Source organism: Arthrobacter silviterrae, from assembly GCF_011045165.1.
Classification (GTDB): domain Bacteria; phylum Actinomycetota; class Actinomycetes; order Actinomycetales; family Micrococcaceae; genus Specibacter; species Specibacter silviterrae.
This window is the reverse complement of sequence record NZ_JAAKZI010000004.1, coordinates 50,977-72,584: the sequence shown is the minus strand read 5'-3', so window position 1 is coordinate 72,584 and position 21,608 is coordinate 50,977. Positions and strand designations below refer to the sequence as shown.

The following is a 21,608-nucleotide window of genomic DNA, read 5'->3' as shown; positions in this document are numbered from 1 at the left end:
TGAAGTGAGTCAAAAAACCACCCTGAAATCCATGGCGGACAAGCTGCCCACCTCGGTCACGCCGGCCATCCGCCGCCTGTCCGTGGGCCTGCTGATCGGCCAGGGAGTCCTCATTGTCTCCGGCGGCGTGGTCCGCCTGACGGGCTCAGGCCTGGGGTGCCCCACCTGGCCCCAATGCACGCCCGGCTCCCTCACCAACACCCCCGCCATGGGCATTCACGGCGTCATCGAGTTCACCAACCGGACACTGACGTTTGCCCTGGCCGCCGTCGCACTGGCCCTGCTGGTGATGCTCTGGAACCTCCGGAAGGAGCGCAAGGACCTCTTTTGGCTCACGTTCTCCCTCCTGGCCAGCATTCCCGCCCAGGCGGTGATTGGCGGCATCACCGTGCTGACCGGGCTGAACCCGTACGTGGTCAGCCTGCATTTCCTGGTCTCCGCCGCCCTGGTGGTCTTTAGCATGCTACTGGTCAACAGGGCCTACGGGCGTACCGGCGCCACGGCGCCGGCCACGGCCGTGCGGCCCCGCCAGACCATTCGCCAATTGAGCGCCGTGGCGGCCGTGTGCACCTACCTGGCCGTGGTGCTGGGAACCCTGGTCACGGGTTCCGGCCCGCACTCCGGCGACTCCACCTCACCGCGCATGGGCCTTGACGGCTACCTGGTCACGCGCATCCACGTGCTGCCGGTGTACCTGCTGGTGGCAGTTTCCGTGATTCTGCTGGTCCTGCTGTGGCGCACGCCCGGTCTCCTGCGCAGCGCTGCGGTGCTCCTCATTGTCTCCGTTGTCTACCAGGGGGCCATTGGCTACTGGCAGTACTTCACCGGCGTCCCGTCACTGCTGGTAGGCCTGCACATGGTGGGCTCCTCACTGCTCCTGGCAACCGGCACCAACATTGTCGACCTCGCCCTTCGCCGCGGCAGGGACCAGGTCCGCGCTTCCTGACACCAGGCCAACAGGAACGACGACGGCGGCGCACCTTCACAGGGAAGGTGCGCCGCCGGCGTCGTTCCTTTGTCTGCGTGGTCAGCGCATCAGGGCCTGGCCCACAAACGGATCCACCGCCAGGGAGAGGAACACCAGTGTCAGGTAGGAAATGGACGCGTGGAACACCTTCATGGCGTTCTTCTTGGTGACAAGGTCCTTCTTGGCATTGCTGTAAAGCGTGTGGGCCTCGAACAGGAACCAGCCGCCGGCGCCAATGGCCACCACGGTGTAGACAATGCCCGCGCCGCCCAGGGGAATCATGAGCAGCGAGCACGCCACCATGGCCCACGTGTACAGGACCACCTGCACGGCCACGGTCCGCGAGCCGGCCACGGCGCCGAGCATGGGGACGTTGACGGCGTTGTAGTCGTCGCCGTAGCGCATGGACAGGGGCCAGTAGTGAGGCGGGGTCCACAGGAAGATGATCATGAACAGGATCACTGCCGGCCACTGGACCGAATTGGTCACGGCGGACCAGGCGATGAGCACCGGCATGCATCCTGCAGCCCCGCCCCAGACGATGTTTTGCGTGGTGCGGCGCTTGAGGATCAGCGAGTAGACCACCACGTACAGGAAGATTGCCCCGACGCCGAGCAGCCCGGTCAGCGGGTTGATGCTCCACAGCAGGGCAACGGCCAGGACTGTGAGCACCCACGAAAAGACGAGTGCCTCGCGCGGGGTGATGACGCCGGTCACCAGGGGGCGCTTCGACGTCCGGTGCATGATCTTGTCAATGTCGCGGTCAATGTAGCAGTTGAAGGCACCGGACGCGCCGGCTGCCAGGGCGCCGCCGACCATGGTGGCCACCATGAGCCACAGGCTGGGGACGCCTCCCCTGCCGGAATAGCCCTGCGCGAAGAACATGGTGGGCAGGGTGGTCACCAGCAGCAGCTCCACCACCCGGGGCTTGGTCAGGGCCAGGTATCCCTTGGCCTTGGCAGAAATCCCCACACGCATTGGTGCCTCGGGGGATGTTCCGGCGATCGGGATATGCGTTGCACTCACGTGTAATGTCACCATGTTCTAATCGTTGGTTCACAGCAGCGGCCCGGCCGCGGATCACACCACCACGGGTGGCGGCAGCCGGGCGGCAAAACCTCTAAATATCATAGCTGGCCGCGGGTGAAAAGACATGAACGTGAATAAGTCAAGCAATTGTGGCAAGTTGCGGCAAATCTGATCACTTGCCCGCCACCCCGTCCCTTTGTGAATCTCATGCCCGGGCGGCGGTTAGCCACCACCGGCACCAGTGGCACTAAGCTGAAGCAAGATCATAAGTTTCAACGCGAAGCAGCGCAGGGCAGCGGAGCCACGGACTTGTCCCTGGCCCGGCCGTGCGCGTGCCGTGCACGTGCTTCGTGCCTGCACTCAACGAGAGGGACCTATAAGTGTCACATCTGGATTCGGCATCATTTTCCTGGACCGCTGACGACGTGCGCGCCGTGGACACGGTACGTGTCCTGGCCGCAGACGCCGTCGAAAAGGTGGGCAACGGCCACCCCGGAACCGCGATGTCGCTGGCACCGGCCGCCTACCTGCTGTTCCAAAAGGTCATGCGCATTGATCCGGCGAACCCCGACTGGATTGGCCGCGACCGCTTCATCCTCTCCCCCGGCCACTCGTCCCTGACGCTTTACATCCAACTGTTCCTCTCCGGCTACGGCCTGGAGCTCACAGACCTGGAGGCGTTGCGCACCTGGGGCTCGCTGACCCCCGGCCACCCCGAGTACAAGCACACCAGGGGCGTGGAAATCACCACCGGACCGCTGGGCCAGGGCCTGGCCTCCGCCGTCGGCTTCGCCTACTCACAGCGGCGCATGCGCGGGCTCATGGACCCCGATGCCGCCCCCGGCACCAGCCCCTTTGACCACACCGTGTGGGTCATTGCCTCCGACGGCGACCTCCAGGAAGGCGTGACCAGCGAGGCATCCTCGCTGGCAGGCCACCAGGAACTGGGCAACATGGTGGTCATCTACGATTCCAACCACATCTCCATTGAAGACGACACCAACATCGCCTACTCCGAAGACGTCCTCAAGCGCTACGAGGCCTACGGCTGGCACGTGCAGCGCGTCGACTGGACCAAGACCGGCGAGTACGTGGAGGACGTGGCCGAACTCCACGCCGCCCTGGAGACGGCCAAGGCTGAAACCAGCAAGCCCTCCATCATCCTGCTGCGCACCATCATCGGCTACCCGTCGCCGAAGAAGCAGAACACGGGCGCCATCCACGGCTCGGCACTGGGTGCGGCCGAAGTGGCCGCGCTGAAGGCCGAACTGGGCTTTGACCCGGAGAAGAGCTTCGACGTGGATCCGGCCATCCTGGCCCACGCCCGCCAGGTGGAGGCCCGCGGCGCCGCGGCCCACGAGGAATGGAACGCCGGCTTCGAGGCCTGGAAGGCGGCCAACCCCGAAAACGCCGCCCTGCTGGAACGCATTGAAAAGAAGGAGCTGCCGGCAGGGTGGGAGGCAAACCTTCCCTCGTTTGAGGCCGGCAAGGACGTCTCCACCCGTGTGGCATCCGGCAAGGTCCTCAACGGCATCGGCGGGGTGCTTCCCGAGCTGTGGGGCGGCTCCTGCGACCTGGCCGGTTCCAACAACACCACCATTGAAGGGGTGGGCTCGTTTGTCCCCACGGACAAGCAGACCGACACTTGGTCCGGCGGCCCCTACGGCCGCGTGCTGCACTTCGGCATCCGCGAGCACGCCGCCGCCTCCATCGTCAACGGCATCCACCTGGGCGGCCCCACCCGTGCGTTCTCCGGCACGTTCCTGATCTTCAGCGACTACCAGCGCCCCGCCATCCGTCTCTCCGCCCTGATGGGCGTCCCGTCCATTTACGTGTGGACTCACGACTCCATCGGCCTGGGCGAGGACGGCCCCACCCACCAGCCCGTGGAACAGCTCGCCACCCTGCGCGCCATTCCCGGCCTGGACGTGGTCCGACCCGGCGACGCCAATGAAGTCGCCGCGGCCTGGGCCAAGATCCTGGAAACCACCGACCACCCGGCCGGGATTGTGCTGACCCGCCAAAACATCCCCACCTACGCCCGCGGCGCCGGGGAGGCCACGGCCACCGAGTTCGGCTCGACGGCGGGAGTCGCCAAGGGCGGGTACGTCCTGGCCGAGGCCGTCCGCGACGGCGCCGCCGTCACCCCCGACGTGATCCTGATCGCCACGGGCTCCGAAGTGCAGCTGGCCGTTGACGCGCGGGAGGCCCTAGCTGCCAGCGGTGTCGCAGCCCGCGTGGTGTCTATGCCCTGCGTTGAGTGGTTCCACGCACAATCACCCGAGTACCGTGAGGCCGTGCTGCCCGCGGCCGTCAAGGCCCGCGTCTCCGTCGAGGCCGGACTGGCCCTGGGCTGGCGGGAATTTGTGGGCGACGCCGGCCGCTCCATCTCCCTGGAGCACTTTGGCGCCTCGGCCGACTACAAGCGCCTGTTCCAGGAGTTTGGCATCACCACCGAAACCGTGACGGCCGCCGCCACGGAATCCATCGCTGCAGCCTCCGCCTGACAGCCCCGCACCCTTCACCTTCAGTTCACTTTTAGGAAGAAGCAAAGACATGACTACACCCACCGCAGACCTTTCCGCCGCCGGCGTGTCCATTTGGATGGATGACCTGTCCCGCACCCGCCTGGTGACAGGCAGCCTGAAGCAGCTCATCGCCGAGAAGAACGTGGTTGGCGTGACCACCAACCCCAGCATCTTCGAGGCAGCCATCACCAAGAGCGACGCCTACAAGGCTGAGCTCAAGGCATTCTCCGCCCAGGGCGTCCAGTCCGAGGAGGCCGTCTTTGAAATGACGACGGCGGATGTAGCCGACGGCTGCGACGTCTTCGCCGCCGTGGCGGAGGCCACCAAGGGCGTTGACGGGCGCGTGTCCATCGAGGTGGACCCCCGCAAGGCGTGGGACACCGAGGGGACCATCGCCGAGGCCAAGCGCCTGTACGCCAAGGTCAACAAGAAGAACGTCTACATCAAGATTCCCGCCACGGTGGAGGGCCTGGAAGCCATCACGGCCACCCTTGCCGAGGGCATCAGCGTCAACGTCACGCTGATCTTCTCACTGGAGCGCTACCGCGCCGTGGTCAACGCCTTCCTGTCCGGGCTGGAAAAAGCCAAGGCCAACGGCCACAACCTGGCGGACATCCACTCCGTGGCGTCCTTCTTCGTCTCCCGCGTGGACACCGAGATCGACAAGCGCCTGGTGGCCATCGGCACCGAGCAGGCCCTGGGCCTGAAGGGCAAGGCCGGCCTGGCCAACGCCCGCCTGGCCTACCAGATCTTCGAGGAAGTCTTCTCCTCGGAGCGCTGGGCGCTGCTGGCCGACGCCGGGGCCCTCCCCCAGCGCCCCCTCTGGGCCTCCACGGGAGTCAAGGACCCGGCCTACCCGGACACCCTGTACGTCACGGGCCTGGTGGCCAAGGACGTGGTGAACACCATGCCGGAAAAGACCCTTGACGCGACCTTCGACCACGGCGTGGTCACGGGCGACACCGTCACCGGCAGCTACGAGGAATCCAACGCCCTCCTGAACGAGCTTGAGGGCCTGGGCATCTCCTACAACGACGTGGTCGGCCTGCTGGAAACCGAAGGCCTGGAGAAGTTCGTGGCCAGCTGGAAGGACCTGCTCAACCACGTCCAGGACGCCCTCGACGCCGCCGGAAAGGAAGCATAACCATGACCAGCCTTGCATTTTCCGCCTCAGGGGCCGCAGAGGCCGCCGGCGCAACCCACCTGCCGGCGCTGGTCGCCGACCAGGTCGCCTCGAAGATCTTCGCCAAGGACGCCACCCTGTGGGGCCCCGACGCGGAATCCGAGTCCGCCATCCGCCTGGGCTGGGTCGAAACACCCCAGGTGTCCGCCCCCCTCGTGGCCGACATTGTGGCATTGCGCAGCGCCTTCGAGGCCGAAGGCATCAGCCACATCGTGCTGTGCGGCATGGGCGGCTCGTCCCTGGCGCCGGAAGTCATCACGGCCACGGCCGGCGTGGAGCTGACCGTGCTGGACAGCACGGAGCCTGGCCAGGTCCGTGCCGCCGTGGCGGACCGCCTGGCCCGGACGGCCATTGTGGTCTCCTCCAAGTCCGGCTCCACCCTGGAGACCGATTCCCAGCGGCGCATCTTCGAGCAGGAGTTCACGGCTGCCGGAATCGACGCCAAGTCGAGAATCGTCATTGTCACCGATCCCGGCTCGCCCCTGGACAAGTCGGCGCGCGAGGCCGGCTACCGAAAGGTGTTCAACGCGGACCCGAACGTGGGCGGGCGCTATTCCGGACTGACGGCATTCGGGCTGGTGCCCTCCGGCCTGGCCGGCGTGGACGCCCAGGCCCTCCTGGACTCTGCCGAGGAAGCCGCCGAGATGCTGCGTGACGACGACACCGGCAACATCGGCCTGCGCCTTGGTGCAGCCCTCGGCGGCACCTCGCCGCTGCGGGACAAGATCGTGATCGTCGATGAGGGCTCCGGCATTGTGGGCTTCGCCGACTGGGCCGAACAGCTCATCGCCGAATCCACGGGCAAGCTCGGCACCGGCGTGCTGCCGGTGGTGGCCGACCCCGGCTCCCCCGAAGTCACGGGAGGTGCCGCGGACGTGTTGGTGGTGCGGCTGGTGGCCGGGGACGCCGACGTCGAACTTCGGGCGAATGAAGTCAGCATTGCCGGGGACCTGGGCGCACAGATGATGGTGTGGGAATTTGCCGTGGCCGTTGCGGGCCGCCTCCTGGGCATCAACCCCTTTGACCAGCCGGACGTGGAGGCCGCCAAGGTGGCCGCCCGCGGGCTGTTGGACGCCACACCGGCCCCGACACCGGCCCTCTTCACCGACGGCGCCATTGAGGTCCGCACGGCAAACGACGACGCCGGCTGGCTGGCCGGGGCGTCGACCGCCGGGGAAGCGCTGGACGCACTTTTGGGGACGTTGCCTGCCAACGGCTACCTGAGCGTGCAGGCCTACCTCGACCGGCTGGCCAACGCCCCGCTGGCCGGCGTGCGCGACGAGCTGGCAGCCGCCACCGGCCGTCCCGTCACCTTCGGCTGGGGCCCGCGCTTCCTGCACTCGACCGGGCAGTTCCACAAGGGCGGACCCGCCATTGGCGTGTTCCTCCAGGTGACCGGCGCCGCCGCCGAGGATTTGGCAATTCCGGACCGTCCGTTTACGTTTGGGGAGCTGATTTCCGCCCAGGCTGCGGGCGACGCCCAGGTGCTGGCCGACCATGGCCGGCCCGTGCTGCGGCTGCACCTGACGGACGTCGCAACGGGCGTTGAACAACTCAAGACTGTGGTGGCCGCGCTTGCCGGCCGCCGCACCGACGCATAGGGCAAACACTTTCCACATGCCAACGAATGCAGCAACACACCATGCAAACCCGCTCCGGGACAGCCGCGACCGCCGGCTGTCCCGCGTGGCGGGTCCGTCGTCGCTGGTGCTCTTTGGAGTCACCGGCGACCTGGCCCGCAAGAAGCTCATGCCGGCCGTGTACGACCTTGCCAACCGGGGGCTGCTGCCGCCCAGTTTCGCGCTGGTGGGCTTTGCCCGGCGCAGCTGGAGCGATGCGGAGTTCGCCGCAGAGGTCAAGGCGTCCGTCCAGGCACACTGCCGCACCCCGTTTGATGAAACCGTCTGGTCGCAGCTGAGCCTGGGCATCCGCTTTGTCCCGGGCGAATTTGATGACGACGCGGCCTTTGAGCGGCTCAAGGACACCCTCGCGGACCTTGACGAACAGCGCGGCACGCAGGGCAACCACGCGTTCTACCTGTCCATCCCGCCGAAGGCGTTTGAACTGGTCTGCCGCCAGCTGTCCAGCCACGGCCTGGCCCAGACGGCCGGCGACTTCTGGCGCCGGGTGGTCATTGAAAAGCCGTTCGGCCACGACCTGGAATCCGCCAGGGCCCTCAATGACATTGTGGAGTCAGTCTTTCCGGCGGATTCCGTCTTCCGCATTGACCACTACCTGGGCAAGGAAACGGTCCAGAACATCCTGGCGCTGCGCTTTGCCAACCAATTTTTTGAGCCCCTGTGGAACGCCAACTACGTGGACCACGTGCAGATCACGATGGCCGAGGACATTGGCACGGGCGGACGCGCGGGCTACTACGACGGCGTGGGCGCGGCCCGCGACGTGATCCAAAACCACCTGCTGCAGCTGCTGGCCCTGACGGCCATGGAGGAGCCCATCTCCTTCAACGCCGAGGACCTGCGGGCCGAGAAGGAAAAGGTGCTGGCCGCCGTCAAGCTGCCGGCCGACCTGTCCACCCATTCGGCCCGCGGCCAGTTTGCCGGCGGCTGGCAGGGCGGCGAGGAGGTGCTGGGCTACCTGGACGAGGAAGGCATCCCCGCCGATTCCACCACCGAAACCTTTGCCGCCATCCGCCTGGACATCAACACCCGCCGGTGGTCCGGCGTGCCGTTCTACCTGCGCACGGGCAAGCGGCTGGGCCGCCGGGTGACCGAGATCGCCGTCGTGTTCAAGCGGGCACCCAACCTGCTGTTCACCGACCACGCCGCCGACGACTTCGGGCAAAACGCCGTGGTCATCCGCGTCCAGCCTGATGAGGGCGTCACCATCCGCTTCGGATCCAAGGTGCCCGGCACGCAGATGGAGGTCCGCGACGTCACCATGGACTTTGGCTACGGCCATGCCTTCACGGAGTCCAGCCCAGAAGCCTACGAGCGCCTCATCCTGGACGTGCTGCTCGGCGAGCCGCCCCTGTTCCCCCGCCACCAGGAAGTGGAGCTGTCCTGGAAGATCCTGGACCCGTTCGAGGAATTCTGGGCGGCCGAAGGCGTGCAGCCGGAAAGCTACGAGCCAGGCAGCTGGGGGCCGTCGTCGGCCGATGACCTGTTAAAGCGAGACGGAAGGACGTGGCGCCGGCCATGATAGTTGACCTGCCAGACACCACCACCTCCAACATCACCAAGCAGATCGTCAAGATGCGCGAACAGGGCGGCGTTGTCACCCTGGGCCGCGTGCTGACCCTGGTGGTCATCACCCAAAACGGCCTCGAAGAGGACGCCATCACGGCAGCCAACCTGGCCAGCCGCGAACACCCGTGCCGCATCATCGTGCTCGCCGCGGGCTCCCCCGACGAGCCCACCCGCCTGGACGGGGAGATCCGGGTGGGCGGCGACGCCGGAGCCTCGGAAGTCATCGTGCTGCGCGGCTACGGCGAACTTGCCCCGGAAAGTGAATCGCTCGTCTCGGCACTGCTGCTCCCCGATGCGCCCATCGTGGCCTGGTGGCCCAATGGGGCGCCGGAGTCCGCCAGCGAAAGCCCCGTGGGACGCATTGCCCACCGCCGCATCACGGACTCGGCCAACCAGGCGGACCCCCGCGAGGCGTTGAAGCACATCGCCGAAACCTACCGGGCCGGGGACACCGACCTGGCCTGGACCCGCCTGACCAACTGGCGCATCCAGCTGGCCGCCGTCCTCGACCAGGAGGATTCGGCCGGCCCTGTCACGGCCCTGCACGTGGAAGGGGCCAGCGACTCCCCCAGCACCCTGCTGCTGGCCGCGTGGCTGCACCGCGCCCTGGGCGTTCCCATCACGGTTGCGGAAGACCCCAGGGGCACCGGGATCCGCCGCGTCATCATGAAGCGGGCCACAGGGAATGTCGAGCTCCACCGCCCCGGCACCCTCGAGGCCATCCTGACCCAGCCAGGCCAGCCGCAACAGCAAATCTCCCTGCCCCGCCGCTCCCTCCAGGACTGCCTGGCCGAAGAGCTAAGGCGCCTGGATCCCGACGAGGTCTTTGGCGAAGTGGTTACGCTGGGGGTAAAGAAACTGCTTGCCGAAGAAAAGGTTGTGACGGCATGAGCCGCAACGTTCGCATCACCCTGCACCCGTCCTTTGACGTGCTGGCCGCCACCACGGCAGCGCGGCTCATCACCCGCCTCCTGGACGTCCAGGGCGAACGAGGCGAGGCCACTGTGGTGCTGACCGGCGGCAGCGTGGGCATTGCCACCCTCAAGGCCGTGGCCGAGTCGCCTGCCCGGCTGGCCGTCGACTGGGCCAAGGTCAACTTCTGGTTCGGCGACGACAGGTTTGTGCCGGCGGACTCCCCCGACCGCAACGCCCGCCAGGCCCGGGAGGTGCTCCTGGACCACATCGGCACCGACCCCGCCCGGGTGCACACGATGGCCGCGTCGGACGAGGTGGACGGCCTGGATGCCGCCGCCGCCGACTACACGGCCCAGCTGGAAGCGGCTGCCCGGCTGGAATGGGAGAACGACGACGACGCCACCTCGGAGCAGGCGCCCACCGTGCCCCGCTTCGACGTGCTGCTGCTGGGCCTGGGCCCGGACGCACACATCGCCTCCCTCTTCCCGGAAATGGCCGGTATCCGATCGCACGGCGTGCCCGTGGTGGGCGTCAGCAACTCCCCCAAGCCGCCGCCGTCGCGCGTGTCATTGACGCTGGAAGCCATCAACACCGCCCAGGAGATCTGGATCGTGGCTGCCGGTGCCGACAAGGCCGCCGCCGTGGGCCTGGGCCTGGCAGGGGCCAACCCCGTGCAGGTTCCGGCGTCCGGCGCCCGGGGCGTCACGAAGACCCTCTGGCTGCTGGACCAGGATGCCTCGGCCAAGGTGCCCGGGCAGCTCATGCGCCGGGACAGGTGACGAGCTCCCGGCGGGCTTGAACAGCACAGCAAAAGGTCCCGTCCGGAATATTCCGGACGGGACCTTTTTTGGCTTATGCGGCTGCTAGGCGCCGTAGGACATCATCAGGCCGAGGCCGATGATGACCACTCCCCAGACGATGCCAAGGACCACGGTGAAGCGGTTGAGGTTCCGTTCGGCCACGCCGGAGGAACCGAGGTTCGAGCTCATGCCGCCACCAAACATGTCTGACAACCCGCCGCCACGGCCCTTGTGGAGCAGGATCAGGAGGGTCAGCAGCAAGCTGGTGATACCCAGCAGGATCTGCAGGGCAATTTGTAGTGCTTCCACTGGTAGCCTTTCAGCGCGGTTGAGGTGGTCTAATCCTAGTTGGTGACGAGGTGGCTTTCAAAACGGGCAATGTTGGCGAATTCACCCGCGTCGAGGCTGGCACCGCCCACCAGGACACCGTCCACGTCACGCCCGGCCATGATCGCGGCCACGTTGGAAGCCTTGACCGAGCCGCCGTACAGCAGGCGCGTCTTGGCGGCCGTCTCGGCGTCGAACAGGACAGCCAGTTCGGCACGGATGGCGGCGCACATCTCCTGGGCGTCGCCGGGCCCTGCAACCTCGCCCGTTCCGATGGCCCAGATGGGCTCGTAGGCAACCACCAGCTGGGCTGCCTGTTCGGCGGTGAGGCCGGCAACGTCGGCGCGCAGCTGGGCCAGGGTGTGCTCCACGTGTGTGCCTGCCTGGCGGATTTCCAGGCCCTCTCCGGCGCACAGCACGGGGGTGAGTGCGTGGCGGAAGGCAGCCTTGACCTTGGCATTGAGCACCTCGTCACTCTCCTGGTGGATGGCGCGTCGTTCGCTGTGGCCCACCAGCACGTAGGTGCAGCCCAGCTTGTTCAGGAACGCGCCGGAAATGTCGCCGGTGTAGGCGCCGGCGTCCTGGTCGGAAAGGTCCTGGGCCCCGTAGCTCAGCTTGAGCTTGTCGCCCTGGACGAGTGTCTGGACGCCGCGGAGGTCGGTGAACGGCGGGAACACTGACACTTCAACCCGGGCAAAGTCATGGCGGGCATCGGACAGCGTCCAGGCCAGCTTTTGCAGGAGGGTGATGCCTTGAACATGGTCCATGTTCATCTTCCAGTTGCCGGCAATCAGCGGCGTGCGGTCAAATTTCCCGTTGGTCGAAGTCGTCATCGCTCTCTCGTTCCTTGACAGTGCTCTAAATAGAAATCATGGGGTGCGCCGGGGCGCAACGGGGCGGCGGCAGGAATCCTGCCGCCGCCCCGGTCAATCAGCGCTCCAGTGCCGCCAGTCCGGGCAGTTCCTTGCCTTCCAGGAATTCCAGGCTGGCGCCGCCGCCGGTGGAGATGTGGCCGAACGCGTCATCGGCAAAGCCAAGGGTGCGAACAGCGGCGGCGGAGTCGCCGCCGCCCACCACGGTGAATCCGCCGCGGGCGGAGTTGTCCGCCAGGGCAGCCGCAACGGCCCTGGTGCCTTCGGCAAAGGCCTGGAATTCAAACACGCCCATGGGGCCGTTCCAAAACACCGTCTTCGCCGTTGACATGGCGTCCGCAAAGGCAGCCGCGGAGACCGGGCCAATGTCCAGGCCCAGGCCGCCGGCGCCGAAGCTGGAGGATTCAATGGCGTCAGCCGGCACGGTTTCATGGGCGGCGTCCGCAGAGAAGCCGGCAGCAACCACAATGTCGGTGGGCAGCACAAACATGGTCCCTGCCGCCTCGGCCCGCTTGAGGTAGTCCTGCACCACGGGGATTTGCTCGGTCTCCAGCAGGGAGGCACCCACCGCGTGGCCCTGGGCGGCCAGGAAGGTGAACAGCATGCCGCCACCCACCAGGATGGTGTCCGCCTTGCCCAGCAGGTTGTCAATGACAGACAGCTTGTCGGAGACCTTCGAGCCCCCCAGCACCACCACATAGGGGCGCACCGTGTCCGTGGTGAGCTTCGTCAGGACCTCCAGCTCCCGCGCCACCAGGTCACCCTGGAAGGACGGCAGCACCTTGGCGATGTCGTAGACACTCGCGTGCTTGCGGTGCACGGCACCAAAGGCGTCATCCACGTACGCGCCCGTCCCCCCCGTGAGGGAAGCGAGCTCGGCCGCGAAAGCTGCACGGTCGGCGTCGTCCTTGGATGTTTCGCGCGCATCGAAGCGCACGTTTTCCAGGACCAGCACGGAGCCGTCGGCCAGGGCTGCGGCGGCGGCCTGGGCGGCCGGTCCGGTGGTGTCCGCGGCCAATGTTGCGTTGAGCTCCGGTGCCAGTTCCGCCAGGCGTGCCACGGCCGGTGCCAGTGAATACTTGGCCTCGGGGCTGCCCTTGGGCCGGCCCAGGTGGGCGCAGACCAGGACCTTGGCGCCGGCGGCGGCCAGGGCCCGGATCACGGGCAGGGAGGCCTTGATGCGGCCGTCGTCACTCACTGAAGCGCCGTCGAGCGGCACGTTCAAATCACTACGGATGAGAACGTGCCGCCCGCGGACACCTTCATCGATGAGTTCGCTGAGGGCGTGAAGTGCCATGCGTGCTTTGCCTTACCTTGCCTTAGAGCTTGGATGCAACGAGTTCGGTCAGGTCGACCAGGCGGTTGGAGTAGCCCCACTCGTTGTCGTACCAGGAGACAACCTTGACCTGGTTGCCGATGACCTTGGTCAGGCCGGAGTCAAAGATGGACGACGCCGGGTCCCCGACAATGTCGGAGGAGACGATCGGGTCTTCCGTGTACGTGAGGTAGCCGGCGAGGCTGCCTTCGGCCGCGGCGGCCTTGTAGGCGGCGTTGACTTCCTCGACGGTGACCTCGCGGCTGACCGTGGCCGTCAGGTCCGTGGCGGAGCCTGTGGGCACGGGTACGCGGATGGCGTAGCCGTCCAGCTTTCCCTTGAGCTCCGGCAGGACCAGGCCGATGGCCTTGGCGGCTCCGGTGGAGGTGGGGATCATGTTGACGGCTGCGGCGCGGGCGCGGCGCAGGTCCTTGTGGGGGCCGTCCTGGAGGTTCTGGTCTGCCGTGTAGGCGTGGACGGTGGTCATGAGGCCGCGTTCCAGGCCAAAGCTGTCGTTGAGCACCTTGGCCAAGGGGCCGAGGCAGTTGGTGGTGCAGGAGGCGTTGGAAATGATGTGGTGAGCTGCCGGGTCGTACAGCCCGTCGTTGACGCCCAGGACGATGGTGATGTCCTCGTCGGAGGCGGGGGCGGAAATGAGGACCTTCTTGGCGCCGGCGTCAATGTGCTTCTGGGCGTCGGAGGCCTTGGTGAAGAAGCCCGTGGATTCGATGACGATGTCAACGCCGAGCTCGCCCCACGGCAGGTTGGCAGGATCGCGTTCGGCCAGGACGGTGATGGTCTTTCCGTCCACCACCAGGTGGCCGTCCACAACATCCACTGCGACGGGCAGGCGGCCGTTGACGGAGTCGTACTTGAGGAGGTGTGCCAGCGCTTCGGGGCTGGTGAGGTCGTTCACGGCAACAATCTCAAGGTCGGCGGCCTGTGCCAGCGCGGCGCGGAAGTAGTTGCGGCCAATGCGGCCGAACCCGTTGATTCCAATGCGAGTAGTCACTTAGTTCTCTCCTTTGTGCCCATGCGGACACGCGTAGTCCGGTTGAGGTGTTACCTGCAACCCTTTGCTTTCCCGCACGACGTTGGGCAGAGATTCTTCGCGGCGGGCTGCACAAGCAGCCGCCGTGACCTATATTACGTTCCATGGGGCCCGCCCCGGAAATTTGACGGGGCGGGCGTCCATATTTTGGTCACAATTTTGTGTGGACCGGGTGGAACCTTACGGCAGGATCAGGGCCGTGGCACCCTTGCGGGCGGCCTCGAAGCGCTTGGCGACGTCGGCCCAGTTCACGATGTTCCAGAAGGCCTTGACGTAGTCTGCCTTGACGTTGACGTAGTCGAGGTAGAAGGCGTGCTCCCACATGTCGAGCATGAGCAGCGGGGTCGTGGCCACGGGAACGTTGCCCTGCTGGTCGAAGAGCTGTTCGATGACGATGTTGCCGCCCAGGCCTTCAAAGGAGAGCAGTGCCCAGCCGGAGCCCTGGATGCCAAGGGCGGCCGCGGTGAAGTGTGCGCGGAAGTTGTCGAAGGAGCCGAAGGCGTCATCGATGGCTGCGGCCAGCTCGCCCTCGGGCTTGTCCCCGCCTTCGGGGGAAAGGTTGTTCCAGAAAATGGAGTGGTTGGTGTGCCCGCCAAGGTTGAAGGCCAGGTCCTTGGAGTACTTGGCAACATTGGCGAAGTTGTTGGTGTCACGGGCTTCGGCCAGCTGGTCCAGCGCGGTGTTGGCGCCGGCAACGTATGCCGCGTGGTGCTTGCTGTGGTGCAGCTCCATGATTCGGGCGGAAATGTTGGGCTCCAGCGCAGCATAGTCATAGCTGAGTTCTGGAAGTGTGTACTTAGTCACGGTTCCTCCGTTGCAATTTCTTCTGGTTGGTCCGCGGGATCAGTGCCCCGCAAACTGCATAACCGAATGAGTGTCCGGTTATGTTCCTACTCTTTCATATTAGGCACGAATCAGGACTCGAGCATGTCGAACGTGACGCTGGACTCAGTGCCCGGGACGCCGATGTCGGCAGCTTTTTTGTCCGCCATGGCCAGCAGGCGCCGGATGCGCCCGGCGATCGCGTCCTTGGTCAGGGGCGGGTCGGCCAGCCGGCCCAGCTCGTCGAGGCTGGCCTGCTTGTGGGCCACGCGCAGCTCGCCGGCGTACTTGAGGTGTTCGGGGACGTCGTCCCCCAGGATCTCCAGGGCCCTGTCCACGCGGGCGCCGGCGGCAACGGCGGCCTGCGCCGAGCGGCGCAGGTTGGCGTCGTCAAAATTGGCCAGCCGGTTGGCTGTGGCACGCACTTCCTTGCGCATGCGCCGTTCCTCCCACACCAGGAGTGTTTCGTGCGCCCCCATCCGGACCAGGAGGGCGGCAATGGTGTCGCCGTCGCGGATCACCACGCGGTCCACGCCGCGCACCTCGCGGGCCTTGGCCGCAATGTCGATGCGCCGGGCCGCCCCAACCAGGGCCAGGGCCGCTTCCGGGCCCGGGCACGTCACCTCGAGTGCGGAGGAGCGGCCGGGCTCCGTCAGGGAGCCGTGGGCCAGGAAGGCGCCGCGCCACACCGCCTCGGCGTCGGATGCGGAACCATTGACCACCACGGACGGCAGTCCGCGCACGGGGCGCCCCCGGCCGTCCAGGAGCCCGGTTTGGCGGGCCAGGGCCTCACCGTCGCGGACCACGCGCACCACATAGCGGTTGCCGCGCCGCAGGCCCCCGCCGGTGACCACAATGATTTCGCTCTGGTGGCCGTACATTTCGGCTATCGCCACGCGCAGCCGCCGGGCAGTGGCCGCCGAGTCCACCTCGGCTTCAATGACGATGCGTCCCGAGATGATGTGCAGCCCGCCGGCAAAGCGCAGCAGTGCCGAGACCTCCGCTTTCCGCACCGAGGACTTTTTGATGTCCAGCCTGGACAGTTCCTCTTTGACCGCCGTTGTCAGCGCCATAGTGTGACCCTTCGCCTTGAAATTCTAGTTGTCCCCGAAAATGTCCCGATATGCCGCCGCCAGCCGCAACGGGTCGTGGACCGGCTTTCCTGCGGAGTTCCCCACCTTACCGAACACCACCTCCGCCCCTATCATTGCGGCGGCCTCGGTAAAGCCGTCGACGTCGGCCACGGACACCGGATCGGCCAGCACCACGTCCACGCCAAACTCCGGCGCGTACCGGGAAATGACCTTCAGGTGGTCCGCCGCATCCATGCCGGCGGCCTCCTGGTCGTCCACGTCAAGGTTCATGGTCAGCAGCCGTTTGGCCGTGGTGGTGCACAGGGCCGTCCGCAGTTCGGGCAGCAGCAGGTGCGGCAGCACGGAGGTGTACCAGGACCCCGGGCCCAGCACCACCCAGTCCGCTGCATGGATGGCAGCCACGGCCTCCGCGCAGGCAGGGGCGTCCTGCGGCACCAGGCGCACATTGGACACCTCGCCGGCCTTGGCCAGCCGCGCCTGCCCGCTGATGACATGGCCGTTGGGGTGCAGGCTGTCCGCCGTGGATTTGACCTCCCCCTCAATGGTCAGCGGCACGCTGGCCATGGGCAGGACCTCGCCCCGGGCGCCCAGGAGCGCCCCGGCCCAGCGGAGCCCCGCGACGGTGTCTCCCAGCAATTCCCAGAGCGTGACGATCAGCAGGTTGCCCAGCGCGTGGTTGTCCAGCGAGCCGGCGACGCCTTCCCTGGACGTGAAGCGGTGCTGCATGACGTCCCGCCAGGTCCTGCCCCAGTCGGTGTCGTCGCACAGCGCCGCCAGTGCCATGCGCAGGTCCCCCGGCGGGAGCACGCCCAGCTCGTCGCGGAGGCGGCCGGAGGAGCCGCCGTCGTCCGCGACAGTGACCACGGCGGTGAGGTTGCTGGTCAGCAGGCGCAGCGCCGAGAGGGATGCGGAGAGGCCGTGGCCGCCGCCCAGTGCCGTGACGCGAACGCCCGATTCAAAGGCCGGCAGCCTTCCCGCGGCCGGAATGATCGGCAGGATGCCCGTGTACATGCCTACTCCCGGCCCAGGTCGCGGTGGCGGATGCTGGTGGTGACGCGCGGCAGCTGGCTCAGGCGCTTGGCCAGTTCAATGGCCACGGCCACGGAGCGGTGCTTGCCGCCAGTGCAGCCTACGGCAATGGTGGCGTAGTGCTTGTTTTCGCGGCGGTACCCGGCAAGAACCGGCTCCAGGGCATGCACATAGCGGTCCACAAAGTCCGCGGCGCCGTTGTCCTTGAGCACAAAATCGCTGACGGCCTTGTCCTGGCCCGTCAGGGGGCGCAGCTGCGGGATCCAGTGCGGGTTGGGGATGAACCGCACATCCGCCACGTAGTTGGCGTCCACGGGCAGGCCGTACTTGAAGCCAAAGCTCATGACGGTCAGGCTGAGGATCACCGGGCCTGTTTCGGAGAACAGTTCGGTCACGGCGGAGGCCAGTTCATGGACGTTCATGACGGAGGTGTCAAGCACCATTTCGGCCTGGGACTTCATTTCGGCAAGCTGCAGCCGTTCCTGGGCAATGCCGTCCAGGATGCGCCCGTCGAGCTGCAGGGGGTGCGGGCGGCGGCCCTGTTCGAAGCGGCGCACCAGGGTTTCGTCGCTGGCGTCCAGGAACAGCACGCGGTAGCTGACGCCGGCCGCCGACAGGGCGTTGAGGGACTCGCGGATGTCGGCGAACAGTGCCTTGCCGCGGACATCGACCACCACGGCCAGCTTGGGCAGGGCCGCGGGCATGCGCGAAACCAGCTCGGCCAGGGTGCCGAGCATTTGCGGGGGCAGGTTTTCAATGACGTACCAGCCGTGGTCCTCCAGCGCATTGGCCGCGGTGCTGCGGCCGGCGCCCGACATGCCTGTCACCACCAGCAGCTCCGACTCCACCGGCTTCAGGGCCGTCAGGGCGCCGTCGTCGGTTCCGGGCTTCTCTTCGTGCTCCGTCATTGCACTTCCTAAGTCCGTGGGGTGAAGATTTGCGTGGCTGCCACGGCCGCGGGGGTAACTGCTTTCCGCCGTGGCCACCCTGCCAGCCTAGTCAAGGATCTCTCCCGTTGCCATGTTGACAGCGGGGGCTGCGGCGCCCGTTGTGCCGGCCAGGGTGTCGTGGACCGCCTTGGCCAGCACAGGTCCCACGCCCTTGGCTTCCTGAAGCTCGGCCACGGTGGCCGCCCGGACCTTTTTCAGCGAACCAAAGTGTGCCAGGAGTGCCTTTTGCTTGGCGGCGCCGAGGCCTGGCACAGTGTCCAGCACGGAGGCCGTCATGGCCTTGCCGCGCTTGGCCCGGTGGAAGGTGATGGCGAAGCGGTGGGCCTCGTCGCGGATGCGCTGCAGCAGGTACAGGCCCTGCGAGGCACGGGGCAGAATGACGGGAAAGTCGCTGTCCGGCACCCAGACCTCCTCCAGCCGCTTGGCCAGGCCGACGACGGCCACATCGGTGATGCCCAACTCCGCCAGCGCCGCCTGGGCGGCGTTGACCTGCGGGATGCCGCCGTCCACCACCACCAGGTTGGGCGGGTAGGCGAACTTTGACGTGGCGGCATCCCCCGCCTGCGCACCGTTGCCATATTCGTCAAGGACGACGGCGGAAATGTCGCCGCCGGCCCCTGCCGACTTGTTTCTGGCCTCCTGGTCCGCAAGGTAGTGCCGGAACCTGCGCGTGATGACGTCGTGCATGGAGGCCGTGTCGTCAATGGCGGCGTCGCCGGTGATGGCGAACTTGCGGTATTCGCTCTTCTTCGCCAGGCCGTCCTCGACCACCACCATGGACGCCACCACGTTGGTGCCCTGCACGTGGGAGATGTCGTAGCATTCAATGCGCAGCAGCGGCATGGGCAGTTCGAGCGCCTCCTGGAGTTCCTGCAGGGCCACGGAGCGGGTGGTCAGGTCGCCTGCCCGGCGGGACTTGTGCAGCAGCATGGACTGGTGGGCGTTGTGCGCCACGGTTTCCATGAGTGCTGCCTTTTCGCCGCGTTGTGGGACCTTGATGCTGACCTTGCCGCCGCGCAGCCCCGCCAGCCATTCCGCGAGTTCGCCGTGGTTGGCCGGGAGTTCCGGGACCAGGACCTGGCGGGGAATGGCGTCCTGCTGTTGCTCCTCGCCGCCATAGACCTGTTGCATGAGGTGTTCCCACAGGTCCGCGTCGGTGGCGTCCTCGACCTTTTCCACCACCCACCCCCGCTGTCCCCGGATGCGCCCGCCGCGCACGTGGAACACCTGAACGGCTGCTTCCAGCTCATCCTGTTCGACGGCAAAAATGTCGGCGTTGGTGTCTTCGGCCAGCACCACCACGTTGCGCTCAAACACCTTCCGCAGGGCAATGAGGTCATCGCGCAGCCGGGCTGCCTGTTCGTAGTCCAGTTCCGCCACGGCGGCCGCCATCGATGCTTCCAGCTTGCCGATGAAACGTTTGGCTTCCCCGCCCATGAAGTCGCAGAAATCCTGCGCCAGCGCCTTGTGGTCCTCCAGGCTGATGCGGCCCACGCAGGGCGCGGCGCATTTGTCGATATAGCCCAGCAGGCAGGGGCGGCCGCTGCGTTCGGCGCGCTTGAACACGCCCATGCTGCAGCTGCGGACGGGAAAGACGCGCAGCAGCGTGTCCATGGTTTCGCGGATGGCCCCGGCCGTGTAGGGGCCAAAGTACTTGGTGCCCTTGCGCCGCTCCCCGCGCATCACCTGCACCCGCGGCACTGTTTCGCCCATGGAAACAGCCAGGTACGGGTAGGTCTTGTCGTCGCGGAACGCCAGGTTGTAGCGGGGGGCGAATTCCTTGATCCAGGTGTATTCAAGCTGGAGCGCCTCCAGCTCGCTGCCCACGGTGGTCCACTGCACGCTGGCGGCATGGTGCACCATGGCATGCGTCTTGGGCAGCAGGGTGGCCGGGTTGGCGAAGTACGAATTCAGGCGGGAGCGCAGGTTCTTGGCCTTGCCCACGTAAATGATGCGGCCGTGTTCGTCGCGGAACCGGTAAACGCCCGGGTCCGTGGGAATCTCACCGGGCTTGGGCCGGTACGATGCCGGGTCAGCCACGGCTACTCAACACTGGGGCTTTGGTTGTACTTGGCGCTGCGCTCCTGGCCGGAGAGGGCTGCCACGGCGTCCATGATGGCGTCCGTGACGGCGCGCCGGGCGGGCAGCGAATGGTCCGGGCCCGTCTTGTCAAAGTACAGGGGCTTGCCGAACTTCATGGTGAACGGCTGCGGCTTGACAGTGTTCCGCCCCGCCGGCTGGAGCTTTTCGGTGCCGATGATGCCCACTGGCACCACGGGCGCGCCGGTGGTCAGGGCCAGCCAGCCAACGCCGGTGCGGCCGCGGTACAGGATGCCATCGCGGGAGCGCGTGCCCTCGGGGTAGATGCCCACGCCGTCCCCGCGGCCCAGAATGTCCAGCAATGTTTTGAGTGCCTTGACACTGGCGGCCTGCTCACCGCGTTCCACCGGGATCGAGTGCACGGACTCGAAGAACGTTTTCATGAGCCGGCCCTTGACGCCCGTGCCGGTAAAGTATTCGGCCTTGGCAAAGAAGGAAACGGGCCGGGGCGTCAAGGCCTGGACAATGACGGAGTCAAAAAACGACAGGTGGTTGGGTGCCACAATGAACGGCCCGTCCTTGGGCACATTGGCCAGCCCCTCCACGGTGGGACGGCACAGGCCGGCGATGGTGCCGCGCGTGAGCACCCGGGTCAGGTCATACAGCGCCATGGACGGCCTCCCGCCCTGCAACGGGCCCGGCGGCCAGGCCCAGCAGTTCCCCCAGTTCCGCAGCGGAATGCACGACGGCGGCAGCACCCGCCGCTGCCAGCTCGCCGTCCGGCGCGAAGCCCCAGGAGACGCCGATGCAGTCCAGTCCGTTGCTGCGGGCCCCGTGGACGTCCTGGTGCCTGTCCCCCACCATGACGGCCTCCCGGACGGTGCCGGGGACTGCGTTGGGAGAGCCGCCCAAGGCCGCCAGTGATGAAACGCCCGCCAGGGCGGAGGCAATGATTTCCGATTTGCCGGCACGGTAGCCCGGCTCCCCCGGCATGAGGGTTTCATCCGAATGCGAGCCCCGGATCACGTCAAAGCAGCGGTTGATCCCGTGGTGGGCCAGCAGGGCATTGGCCAGCGGCTCGGGCTTCTGGGTGGCAACAGCCAAACGGTGCCCCCGTGCCTTCAGCCCCGCCAGCAGCTCCCTGACGCCGGGGTAGACGCGTGACATGTCCATGCCGGTGGCGGCATACCAGCTGCGGTATGCGTCGATGACCTCGGGCACCCGCTCCTGCGGGACCCCGGCAATCGAGACCAGGGCGTCCGCCAGCTTGGGCCCGATCATGGCCGACAGGGTGTCGTCGCCCGGCACGGGCAGGCCCACGGCCGCCAGGGCGTGCGCTATCCCGCCTGTGATGCCGCCGGCCGGGTCCACCAGGGTCCCGTCAAGGTCGAAAAGGACGGAGGGCAGGCGCCCCCCGGGGGAATCATGGGCAGCGGTGATAGTCACGTCCATAGTTTCCCACAACCGCCCACCCACC

19 protein-coding genes are annotated in these 21,608 nt (G+C 66.9%); 7 read left to right on the top strand and 12 right to left on the bottom strand.

Going from position 1 to position 21,608, the window contains the following annotated elements:
* The first annotated feature begins 31 nt into the window (after positions 1 to 31).
* Positions 32 to 946, top strand: coding sequence for a COX15/CtaA family protein (locus G6N77_RS03870; RefSeq protein ID WP_165180787.1), 915 nt, complete (start codon positions 32 to 34; stop codon positions 944 to 946).
* A gap of 81 nt (positions 947 to 1,027) precedes the next feature.
* Here G6N77_RS03870 and G6N77_RS03865 read toward each other — a convergent pair whose 3' ends face one another.
* Positions 1,028 to 2,005, bottom strand: coding sequence for a heme o synthase (locus G6N77_RS03865; protein ID WP_370875250.1), 978 nt, complete (start codon positions 2,003 to 2,005; stop codon positions 1,028 to 1,030).
* Between the two features lie 371 nt (positions 2,006 to 2,376).
* On the opposite strand from G6N77_RS03865, the gene tkt reads away from it, so the two are divergent.
* The 6 genes from tkt to pgl are packed head-to-tail and all read left to right on the top strand — an operon-like array spanning position 2,377 to position 10,610.
* Positions 2,377 to 4,503 (top strand): transketolase, encoded by a 2,127-nt coding sequence (tkt, locus tag G6N77_RS03860; protein WP_306986602.1) that lies wholly within the window; start codon positions 2,377 to 2,379, stop codon positions 4,501 to 4,503.
* Between the two features lie 49 nt (positions 4,504 to 4,552).
* Entirely contained in the window at positions 4,553 to 5,668 is a 1,116-nt protein-coding gene (gene tal / locus G6N77_RS03855) for a transaldolase (protein WP_165180696.1), read from the top strand.
* Between the two features lie 2 nt (positions 5,669 to 5,670).
* Positions 5,671 to 7,308: a glucose-6-phosphate isomerase gene (locus G6N77_RS03850; protein WP_165180695.1), complete on the top strand. Its 1,638-nt coding sequence runs from the start codon at positions 5,671 to 5,673 to the stop codon at positions 7,306 to 7,308.
* Between the two features lie 16 nt (positions 7,309 to 7,324).
* Positions 7,325 to 8,869: a glucose-6-phosphate dehydrogenase gene (gene zwf / locus G6N77_RS03845; protein WP_165180694.1), complete on the top strand. Its 1,545-nt coding sequence runs from the start codon at positions 7,325 to 7,327 to the stop codon at positions 8,867 to 8,869.
* Entirely contained in the window at positions 8,866 to 9,807 is a 942-nt protein-coding gene (locus G6N77_RS03840; RefSeq protein ID WP_165180693.1) for a glucose-6-phosphate dehydrogenase assembly protein OpcA, read from the top strand. The genes zwf and G6N77_RS03840 overlap by 4 nt, the downstream gene beginning before the upstream one ends.
* The gene (gene pgl / locus G6N77_RS03835; RefSeq protein WP_165180692.1) at positions 9,804 to 10,610 is read left to right on the top strand and encodes a 6-phosphogluconolactonase; all 807 of its coding nucleotides are present in this window, start codon (positions 9,804 to 9,806) and stop codon (positions 10,608 to 10,610) included. Before G6N77_RS03840 ends, pgl begins: the two co-directional genes overlap by 4 nt.
* 84 nt (positions 10,611 to 10,694) lie before the next feature.
* On the opposite strand, the gene secG is transcribed toward pgl, so the two are convergent.
* From secG to G6N77_RS03780, 11 genes are all read right to left on the bottom strand, one after another.
* The gene (secG, locus tag G6N77_RS03830) at positions 10,695 to 10,940 is read right to left on the bottom strand and encodes a preprotein translocase subunit SecG (RefSeq protein ID WP_165180691.1); all 246 of its coding nucleotides are present in this window, start codon (positions 10,938 to 10,940) and stop codon (positions 10,695 to 10,697) included.
* A 35-nt stretch (positions 10,941 to 10,975) separates the two neighbouring features.
* Positions 10,976 to 11,791 carry a triose-phosphate isomerase gene (tpiA, locus tag G6N77_RS03825; protein ID WP_165180690.1) on the bottom strand — a complete coding sequence of 272 codons (816 nt, stop codon included), beginning with the start codon at positions 11,789 to 11,791 and terminating at the stop codon, positions 10,976 to 10,978.
* A gap of 97 nt (positions 11,792 to 11,888) precedes the next feature.
* The gene (locus G6N77_RS03820; RefSeq protein WP_165180689.1) at positions 11,889 to 13,127 is read right to left on the bottom strand and encodes a phosphoglycerate kinase; all 1,239 of its coding nucleotides are present in this window, start codon (positions 13,125 to 13,127) and stop codon (positions 11,889 to 11,891) included.
* 22 nt (positions 13,128 to 13,149) lie between these two features.
* Positions 13,150 to 14,157: a type I glyceraldehyde-3-phosphate dehydrogenase gene (gene gap / locus G6N77_RS03815; RefSeq protein ID WP_165180688.1), complete on the bottom strand. Its 1,008-nt coding sequence runs from the start codon at positions 14,155 to 14,157 to the stop codon at positions 13,150 to 13,152.
* A gap of 219 nt (positions 14,158 to 14,376) precedes the next feature.
* Positions 14,377 to 15,000: a superoxide dismutase gene (locus G6N77_RS03810; protein WP_165180687.1), complete on the bottom strand. Its 624-nt coding sequence runs from the start codon at positions 14,998 to 15,000 to the stop codon at positions 14,377 to 14,379.
* A 110-nt stretch (positions 15,001 to 15,110) separates the two neighbouring features.
* Entirely contained in the window at positions 15,111 to 16,091 is a 981-nt protein-coding gene (gene whiA, locus G6N77_RS03805) for a DNA-binding protein WhiA (RefSeq protein WP_165180686.1), read from the bottom strand.
* A 24-nt stretch (positions 16,092 to 16,115) separates the two neighbouring features.
* The gene (locus G6N77_RS03800) at positions 16,116 to 17,123 is read right to left on the bottom strand and encodes a gluconeogenesis factor YvcK family protein (protein WP_165180685.1); all 1,008 of its coding nucleotides are present in this window, start codon (positions 17,121 to 17,123) and stop codon (positions 16,116 to 16,118) included.
* Between the two features lie 2 nt (positions 17,124 to 17,125).
* A complete protein-coding gene (gene rapZ, locus G6N77_RS03795) occupies positions 17,126 to 18,049 on the bottom strand; it encodes an RNase adapter RapZ (RefSeq protein ID WP_165180684.1) in 924 nt (307 codons plus the stop codon).
* 87 nt (positions 18,050 to 18,136) lie between these two features.
* Positions 18,137 to 20,131, bottom strand: a complete 1,995-nt coding sequence (gene uvrC, locus G6N77_RS03790; RefSeq protein WP_165180683.1) for an excinuclease ABC subunit UvrC — start codon at positions 20,129 to 20,131, stop codon at positions 18,137 to 18,139.
* 2 nt (positions 20,132 to 20,133) lie between these two features.
* Positions 20,134 to 20,802, bottom strand: a complete 669-nt coding sequence (locus tag G6N77_RS03785; protein ID WP_165180682.1) for a lysophospholipid acyltransferase family protein — start codon at positions 20,800 to 20,802, stop codon at positions 20,134 to 20,136.
* Positions 20,789 to 21,577: an HAD hydrolase-like protein gene (locus G6N77_RS03780; protein WP_306986599.1), complete on the bottom strand. Its 789-nt coding sequence runs from the start codon at positions 21,575 to 21,577 to the stop codon at positions 20,789 to 20,791. Before G6N77_RS03780 ends, G6N77_RS03785 begins: the two co-directional genes overlap by 14 nt.
* Positions 21,578 to 21,608 lie beyond the last annotated feature (31 nt).

Coding starts and splice junctions, on each gene's coding strand:
- G6N77_RS03850 (WP_165180695.1), top strand. CDS start 5,671: ATGACCAGCCTTGCATTTTCCGCCTCAGGGGCCGCAGAGGCCGCCGGC.
- zwf (WP_165180694.1), top strand. CDS start 7,325: ATGCCAACGAATGCAGCAACACACCATGCAAACCCGCTCCGGGACAGC.
- G6N77_RS03820 (WP_165180689.1), bottom strand. CDS start 13,127: ATGGCACTTCACGCCCTCAGCGAACTCATCGATGAAGGTGTCCGCGGG.
- whiA (WP_165180686.1), bottom strand. CDS start 16,091: ATGGCGCTGACAACGGCGGTCAAAGAGGAACTGTCCAGGCTGGACATC.
- G6N77_RS03840 (WP_165180693.1), top strand. CDS start 8,866: ATGATAGTTGACCTGCCAGACACCACCACCTCCAACATCACCAAGCAG.
- tal (WP_165180696.1), top strand. CDS start 4,553: ATGACTACACCCACCGCAGACCTTTCCGCCGCCGGCGTGTCCATTTGG.
- pgl (WP_165180692.1), top strand. CDS start 9,804: ATGAGCCGCAACGTTCGCATCACCCTGCACCCGTCCTTTGACGTGCTG.
- tpiA (WP_165180690.1), bottom strand. CDS start 11,791: ATGACGACTTCGACCAACGGGAAATTTGACCGCACGCCGCTGATTGCC.
- G6N77_RS03785 (WP_165180682.1), bottom strand. CDS start 20,802: ATGGCGCTGTATGACCTGACCCGGGTGCTCACGCGCGGCACCATCGCC.
- G6N77_RS03800 (WP_165180685.1), bottom strand. CDS start 17,123: ATGTACACGGGCATCCTGCCGATCATTCCGGCCGCGGGAAGGCTGCCG.
- G6N77_RS03870 (WP_165180787.1), top strand. CDS start 32: ATGGCGGACAAGCTGCCCACCTCGGTCACGCCGGCCATCCGCCGCCTG.
- rapZ (WP_165180684.1), bottom strand. CDS start 18,049: ATGACGGAGCACGAAGAGAAGCCCGGAACCGACGACGGCGCCCTGACG.